The 7261-nt window shown below is 37.9% G+C and carries 7 protein-coding genes; 6 read left to right on the top strand and 1 reads right to left on the bottom strand.

Features of this window, described 5'->3' with window-relative positions:
• Window positions 1-265 precede the first annotated feature (265 nt).
• A complete protein-coding gene (gene yejK / locus L655_RS0102610) occupies window positions 266-1282 on the bottom strand; it encodes a nucleoid-associated protein YejK (protein ID WP_024604012.1) in 1017 nt (338 codons plus the stop codon).
• A gap of 62 nt (window positions 1283-1344) precedes the next feature.
• Here yejK and L655_RS0102615 point away from each other — a divergent pair, with 62 nt between their 5' ends.
• From L655_RS0102615 to L655_RS0102640, 6 genes are all read left to right on the top strand, one after another.
• Complete coding sequence (locus tag L655_RS0102615) at window positions 1345-1557, top strand: DUF1414 domain-containing protein (protein WP_002961475.1); 213 nt, start codon at window positions 1345-1347, stop codon at window positions 1555-1557.
• 5 nt (window positions 1558-1562) lie between these two features.
• Entirely contained in the window at window positions 1563-3059 is a 1497-nt protein-coding gene (locus tag L655_RS0102620) for a DUF3413 domain-containing protein (RefSeq protein ID WP_024604013.1), read from the top strand.
• A gap of 86 nt (window positions 3060-3145) precedes the next feature.
• Window positions 3146-3625, top strand: coding sequence for a DUF4124 domain-containing protein (locus L655_RS0102625; RefSeq protein ID WP_024604014.1), 480 nt, complete (start codon window positions 3146-3148; stop codon window positions 3623-3625).
• 103 nt (window positions 3626-3728) lie between these two features.
• Window positions 3729-5447 (top strand): bifunctional isocitrate dehydrogenase kinase/phosphatase, encoded by a 1719-nt coding sequence (aceK, locus tag L655_RS0102630; protein ID WP_024604015.1) that lies wholly within the window; start codon window positions 3729-3731, stop codon window positions 5445-5447.
• A gap of 19 nt (window positions 5448-5466) precedes the next feature.
• Window positions 5467-6405 (top strand): LysR family transcriptional regulator, encoded by a 939-nt coding sequence (locus L655_RS0102635; RefSeq protein WP_002961484.1) that lies wholly within the window; start codon window positions 5467-5469, stop codon window positions 6403-6405.
• A 177-nt stretch (window positions 6406-6582) separates the two neighbouring features.
• A complete protein-coding gene (locus L655_RS0102640; protein WP_024604016.1) occupies window positions 6583-7026 on the top strand; it encodes a PA2169 family four-helix-bundle protein in 444 nt (147 codons plus the stop codon).
• The last annotated feature ends 235 nt before the right edge of the window (window positions 7027-7261 follow it).

Below are 7261 nucleotides of genomic sequence, written 5' to 3' on the forward strand. Positions count from 1 at the left end.
CTAAGTATAGGGCGTTGCGCTATTTTGCACGCTGACCCACCAATACTGCCGAAACAGGTTACGGTTAGTTGTGTACCTCTAACTTCTTATGGCTTCCTTCAGACCCCACCGTTGGCCAGTGACGCCCTTGCCATTCAGATTATCTTCCCCTTAGTCAGGGTGATAAGGCATCTTTCAGCCTATCGGGTTTGCCAGCTTCGCTGGGCAAACAAAAAAGCGCGATATAAATATCGCGCTCTTAAATCAGCTTTTCAACTTGTGAAATTTACTCGCTTTCACTTTCCATAAAGCGTTGAAGCTGATCTTTTAAGTTTGGCGGAATACCTTTAATAACTAACGTATCGGTTACTTCGTTATAGGTAACACGCTCACCTAAATGCTTACGTTCAAAGCTTACACTAACTCCACCGCCAAGGCCTGAAAACTTAACCATACTGGTTACTGTTTTTTTATCAACGGGGAAAGTTTCTTCTAAGTCATAGCTTTGTTCTTTACAAAAACTATCAAACGGGCTGTCATCGCCTTTTGTAAGCGTTGCAGATAGCTCTCTTACGCTGGCATCTTCACCAGTTGTCACACAGTCATTACAGTAGTCAAAAACTTGTTTACGTAAATCGTCTTTTTCTGATTTATCAAATTGTTGCTCAGATAAATAATCCTCTACTGCGCTAAGCATTACTTGGCTTTGCTGTTTTGAATCAATACCCTCTTCACAACCTAAAAAGTCTAAGAAAAAGTCAGCAACTTTACGTCCAGCTCGCCCTTTTATAAATGAAATATAACGGTTGTCGTCAGCTTGTGTATCCCACGCTGTTAAATCGATACGAGCAGCAAGTTGCATGCGTGATATGTCTAAATGACGAGAAGCGGCTAAATCAAGCTCTGAGGTCATAGAATAATGCTCTTTGATGTTAATCATCGCAATTAGCATGTAATCAGTTGCAACGTACTGGTAATGACAAAATACTAAATAGCCTGTTTCACTAAATGCATACTTATCAAGCTCTTCTTTTAAAACCGTCGAGGCTTGCTCGGTCATATGCCAAAAGCCTAACTCATCATTACGGTAACTTTGCATTGCAGATGCTACAACACTGTTTTTGTCACCACTGAAAGCACAATAACCTTTACCAGGTTTGCCATTGTATGCATGATGTAATTGTTCGATAAAAACGGCTACTTTATCGTTAATTACCATCTCATCATTTCGAAGGTGAATTTGCGTATCGTCGTCTTTTTTGTCTACATAGTGAACGACTAATTTTTTAACGTCTGTTGTCATCTTTGTTTTTCACGCCTCTAGTGTTAAAATACGAGAATATAACTATTTTATTGAACCAACTAATGCCAATCTTATCAAAATACTCTAATGAAGAAGTAGAACAAATCGTCGATCAGCTTATTGATGTGCTAACTAAACACAATGCGCCGGTTGATTTAAGTCTTATGTGTTTAGGAAATTCTATCACGCATATCTTAAAAGAGCATGTACCAACAGGGAAAAGACAAGCTGTAACCGAGAACTTTGCAAAAGCGCTCGCGCAGTCGGTTAAATAAAATTTATGAATTTATCGCAGCACAATCAATTTTCATCAAAAGCGAGTCAGCTGCTAAGTTGGGGGCATTGGTTTACCTTTGCCAATATCGGCTTAGCCCTGCTTATTAGCTTAAGCTATTTATTTGCAGACTCGCCACCTACAAGCTTTTTAGGCATTACCTATATGCTAGTTACTTGGCTAAGCCACACTAGTTTTATAGCCTTTTTAGCGTTTGTGCTGACGGTATTTCCGCTTAGTTTAATATTCCCCTACCCACGACACATTCGTGGCATGGCCGCTGTTATAGCCACTGTAGGCGCATCATTGCTTACTCTTGATGCTTATGTGTATGTTAATTTAGGTTATCACCTAAGTATATCTGCCTTACCTGAGATCATTTCATTGTTGTGGCATCGTTTAACAAGCTCTCCTGCTTTAACAACCATTTTAGCCAGTGGTATTGTTGCTGTTATTTTAGGCTTTCAGCTACTTGTTAGTAATTACACATGGCACCACCTTGAGCGTTTAAAGCAATATAAATTTGCACGTTACGCAATTTCTTTTTTAATCGTGTGTTTTTCGCTTAGCCACAGTATTCATATTTGGGCTGACGCCAATTTAAACTTTGACGTAACAAAACAAGATAATGTTTTGCCACTTTCATACCCTACTACTGCTAAAAGCTTGTTAGCTAAAAATGATCTGCTAGATATAGAAAGCTACGAGCAAGCACACAACGTAAAAATTAATAACCAAAATATTAGTTATCAAATGCCAAGCCCGCTTGAAAAATGCGAGGACTACACACAAGCCAATGTAGATATATTTGTATTTGAAACTCAACAACAACTCGAAAAATTTGTTGCCGAGAATAAAAACATGCACAAAACAGAGCTGTTTTTACAGCCAACAAATCATGACGATACGTTATTTAGCTTAGTGTATGGTTTACCCGCTTTTTATAAAGCAGCAATTTTAACCGAGCAGACACTCCCAGTTTGGCAAAGTCAGCGCCGTAGCATTGAAGTAACTGGCATTGAAGAACTAAGCTTTATTAATGATCAAGCACATAGCTCTAGTGCTATTCGAGTAATTAAAGCGAGTGATACCCCTACTGTTCGAGATGATGAAACACAGGTTTTTGCTTTTAGTCTTGCCAATAACAAGCAAGAAGTAGTAACCACCTCAACTTTATACAGCTCTGACAAACGTATTTCTAAGGTAGATGGGCTAATTCAACCTAGCGATTTAATTGCAACAAGCGTTGGGCAATATTTAAATTGCAAAGCTATTGCCAAGCAAACAATGCTAGGCGTTAATCTATACAAGAAAAAAGACGATATGGGCGTGAACTACTCTCAGGGTGTTGTTATAGCCTATAAAAAAGATAGGATTACCTTAATAGATTCAGATGGTAACTTTAAAAACATTTCCGCCGCTGAAGGTTTTTCTATTGAACAAGGTTTAGATATACCATTTTTAGTACAGAGTATTAAAAAGCTCAAAACCTTTACCCAATAACAGTTATCCTAACCTAGCTTGATATACCACCAAGCTAGGTTATAGTTTTATATTGTTGTTAGATATAAAAACCAAGGATGACATGTATGTTTAAAACTTCTCGTTATATTCTCCATTCTAGCTTTTTACTTATCAGTTTTTTTAGCTTTAGCGATACCACTTACTACAAATGTGTAACAGAAAAAGGCACTGTCTTTTCTCAACTGCCGTGTGACGACGAAGCAACGACTTATAAAGTTAACACAACGGGTAATCAGTATTCTGGTCCTAAGGTTGACTACACTAAACAACTAAACGAACTTGAGCGTGAAAGGCTTCTATCTGGCTTACAGGCAGAGCTTCGCAGTAATAACCATAAACTAACAATACTTGATCGTAATAAAGAGCGTGCTGAATACAAACAACAAGAGCGGTTAAATCATATCTTAGCCATTGATGATAAAAAGCGTATTACTAAAGACATTACTAAAAAACTAAAAATAATTAATAAAACATATAAGAAAAACGTATCGGCTGTGACTAAACAAATTAAAATTCTCGAAAAAAAGATATCTCAATTCCAATAAGTTACTCTTAGTTAGTAAGTAACATTTATCTTGGTTTTAAACTTAAAATAACATACCCTTAACACAATAGAGTATAAACTCTAGGGACTTTTAAGGAGTGCAAATGCAACCTCGCCATATTGCTGAATTAATTTTAACGGGTTTTAAAAGGCACTATCAGTTATTTCAAAAAACAACAGCCAAAGCCCCTCTTGCTTTCGCAAAAAAAGATTGGCAGGCAATTAATGATATCAGCCGTTTGCGTATCAGCTATTATGATGATCGTGTTAACGAAACCACGCAAGCGCTAAAAAAAGAAACCCCAACCGAACAACTCGATGAAAGCCTATGGCTTGAAGTTAAAAAGGTATATCAGCATTTTTTATGTTTTCATCCCCAAGCAGAGCTCGCAGAAACTTTTTATAACTCTGTATTTTGCCGGCTGTACCATAGGCGCTATTTTCATAATGACTTTATATTTGTAGAAGCAACCTTAAAAGATGCTCCTTCAGTGCCTGTAGAGGCAGAATATAGAACATACTTTCCTGTAGTTGATGGCCTAAAACCAACAATAAAACGCATTATTAGTCATTTTGATTTTAAGGCCCCATTTGTAAATTTAGAGCGTGATATCCGCCTCCTTGTTAAAGCTTTTTATAAACAAGCCCCCGATACACATCACCAACCTTGGCAAATGCGCTTTGATATTTTACACACACCTTTTTATCGAAATAAAGCAGCCTATATTGTTGGTCGTGTTGTTTCAAAAAGTGGGGTTCAGCCCTTTATAATCGCTGTATTACACGATGGAGATAACGGATTATATTTAGATGCACTTTTAACTAAGTCATCTCAAATGCGTGTTATTTTTGGCTTTGCCCGCGCCTACTTTATGGTAGAGACTCACGCACCTTCAGCACTTGTTCGGTTTTTAAATCAACTTATGCCAAACAAAACACTTGCTGAGCTCTATAACGCAGTGGGTTTTCATAAGCAGGGTAAAACTGAGTTTTACCGAGAGTTTTTAAATCATTTATCTCACTCTAGTGATGAGTTTACAATTGCACCGGGGACTCCCGGTATGGTGATGATGGTATTTACCCTCCCCTCATTTGGCTATGTTTTTAAAGTAATAAAAGACAAATTTGGTGAGAGTAAACCCTTTGGCCGTGATACCGTATTAAAGCGCTATCAACTAGTAAAAAACCATGATCGCGTTGGCAGAATGGCCGATACCATAGAATATTCTAACGTCGTATTTCCTTTAGCGCGTTTTGATAGTAATTTACTTGCGCAATTACATAAAACAATTGGCTCATCAATGGTAATTGAGGGCGATTGGTTGATCATCAAGCACTTGTATATTGAACGGCGAATGACACCTCTTAACTTGTTTTTAGAAAATGCTGATGAAGAAAGTGTCGCCGACGCGATTGAAGAATATGGGCAAGCCCTAAAAGAAATGATTGCTGTTAATATATTCCCTGGTGATATGCTCTTAAAAAACTTTGGTGTAAGTAAGCACAAACGTATTATTTTTTACGATTACGATGAAGTTCAATACCTAACCGATATGAACTTTAGAGCATTACCAAAAGCAAAGAGCTATGACGACTATTTAATGGATGAACAAAGTTACTCTGTTGCACCACAGGACGTATTTCCTGAGCAGCTTTGTACATTTGTAATGCCAAACCCTATGTATAAAAAGTTTTTACTCAGCACTCATCCTGAGCTTATAGATGTTAGCTTTTGGAAGCAGGCACAACAAAATATAAAAAATGGTCAGGTAAGTCATATTTACCCATACCCGACAGCACAGCGCTTTATTCACCACTGGTAAGCGCTAAAGGACACACACAATGAATATAAGCAAAATAGATTTAAATTTACTCGTTTACCTCGATACATTGCTTCGAGAATGCAACGTAACACGCGCTGCTAATCAATTGAGTATAACGCAACCTGCAATGAGTAATGGCCTTAAACGTCTTCGTAACTTATTTAACGACCCTATTTTAGTTCGTACCAGCGATGGTATGGTGCCTACCGAGCGTGCTTTGGAGTTACAACCCGTTATTCGTGGCATATTAATGACCCTTGAAGAAACTCTAGCTCCTAATCGAGAATTTGAGGCAAGCCAAAGTAAGCGTGTGTTTAGAATAATGGCCAGTGATTACGCTGCAAGTACATTAGCACCAAAGCTTTTAAGTAAATTGCACGAAGAAGCCCCCGATACTACTTTAGATATACTCACACCAAGTGATGTCACCTTTCATGATGTAGAAAACGGTAAAGTAGATATGGCAATCAACCGTTTTGAAAACTTACCACAGTCTTTTCATCATAAACGTATTTGGAAAGATAGTTTTTGCTGCTTAGTAAAAGCCGATAACCCTATAATTGAAAACTTTAGCCTCGACAGCTACTTAAAAGCACGCCATATATGGGTGAGTAAAACAGGTTTTGGTGTAGGTGTGGGCATGGACCCTAAAGATGTGCAAAAACTCGGCTGGGTTGACGAAGCACTTGCCCACTTTGGTAAACATCGTAACATTGCCACTTTTACGCGTAACTATCATGTAGCGATTCATTTAGCTAAAGAGAAAAACTTGATTGCGACCCTTCCTTCAAAAGCCGCAAATATATACTTAGATGATCCGGGGCTTAAAATTTTAGAGCCACCGTTTCCAATTCCTCCTTTTGAGCTTGATATGATTTGGAGCCCACTGCTGCATCGCGATGCGAGCCATATCTGGTTACGCCAAAAAGTAGCTGAGGTAGCTGAAGAGCTAAAATAACTTTATTACACAATATAATGTAAAAATTGCTAGGTTAATACTTTCCTCATTAACTTAGCCCCTTCCTGTAATAAAATTAAACCAATAAAATCAAATGACTACATAAAAACAAAAACGTGGAACGTACATTGCTTTTATTAAATTGAACTATACATTCATTTAATAAAAGAGGTCATTATGAACACCCATCAAGGATCAGAAGTAAATCATATTACTGACATCATTCAAGTTATGAACAGCGGCATCGATTTTTATCAAAAAGCACAGGAAAAAGTTGAAGACCCTGCTATTGGCGCACTTTTTCAGCGTATGATAGATGCCCGAAAAGTGAGTGTTGAGCGCTTGCAGCCATATGCAATTAATGAAAAAGGCGAACGCGAAGATGGTTCATCTTTCGCAGTTGAAGCACGACGTGCGTACACAGCCTTACTGACTACTTTCACTTCACATAACGACAGCACGTATGTTAAAGAGCTTGAAGAAGTAGAAGATAAAACGCTTGAAGAAATTAAAGCCGCTATGGATAAACCGCAACCAGCTGATTGTGAAGCCGCACTGGCTAAAACATTATTAACGATGCAAAGCTGCCATGCAGAAATGAGCCGTATGCAAAAGCAGTAAGCTTACATAACTCATAAATACAACCCAGCCTAGCGCTGGGTTTTTTATTGCCTCTAATACAACGCCTCGCTTCACGTCGTATTTAAAGTATATTGTTTAAGAAATTCATTTTGAATGGGCTTGATGATCATCAATAAAATCAGCCCAAGCTAATACCAATCTGCTTATATATGGGGTCTATTTAACGTTAAGAAAATTACGCTAGAACTAGGCAAAAGTTTTTATATCTAGTTGT

Source organism: Pseudoalteromonas sp. TAE79 (assembly GCF_000498015.1).
GTDB lineage: Bacteria > Pseudomonadota > Gammaproteobacteria > Enterobacterales > Alteromonadaceae > Pseudoalteromonas.

What these genes read in the sequence shown, in the direction of transcription:
- L655_RS0102640 (WP_024604016.1), top strand. Translation starts at nt 6,583, where the DNA reads ATGAACACCCATCAAGGATCAGAAGTAAATCATATTACTGACATCATT.
- aceK (WP_024604015.1), top strand. Translation starts at nt 3,729, where the DNA reads ATGCAACCTCGCCATATTGCTGAATTAATTTTAACGGGTTTTAAAAGG.
- L655_RS0102615 (WP_002961475.1), top strand. Translation starts at nt 1,345, where the DNA reads ATGCCAATCTTATCAAAATACTCTAATGAAGAAGTAGAACAAATCGTC.
- L655_RS0102635 (WP_002961484.1), top strand. Translation starts at nt 5,467, where the DNA reads ATGAATATAAGCAAAATAGATTTAAATTTACTCGTTTACCTCGATACA.
- L655_RS0102625 (WP_024604014.1), top strand. Translation starts at nt 3,146, where the DNA reads ATGTTTAAAACTTCTCGTTATATTCTCCATTCTAGCTTTTTACTTATC.
- yejK (WP_024604012.1), bottom strand. Translation starts at nt 1,282, where the DNA reads ATGACAACAGACGTTAAAAAATTAGTCGTTCACTATGTAGACAAAAAA.
- L655_RS0102620 (WP_024604013.1), top strand. Translation starts at nt 1,563, where the DNA reads ATGAATTTATCGCAGCACAATCAATTTTCATCAAAAGCGAGTCAGCTG.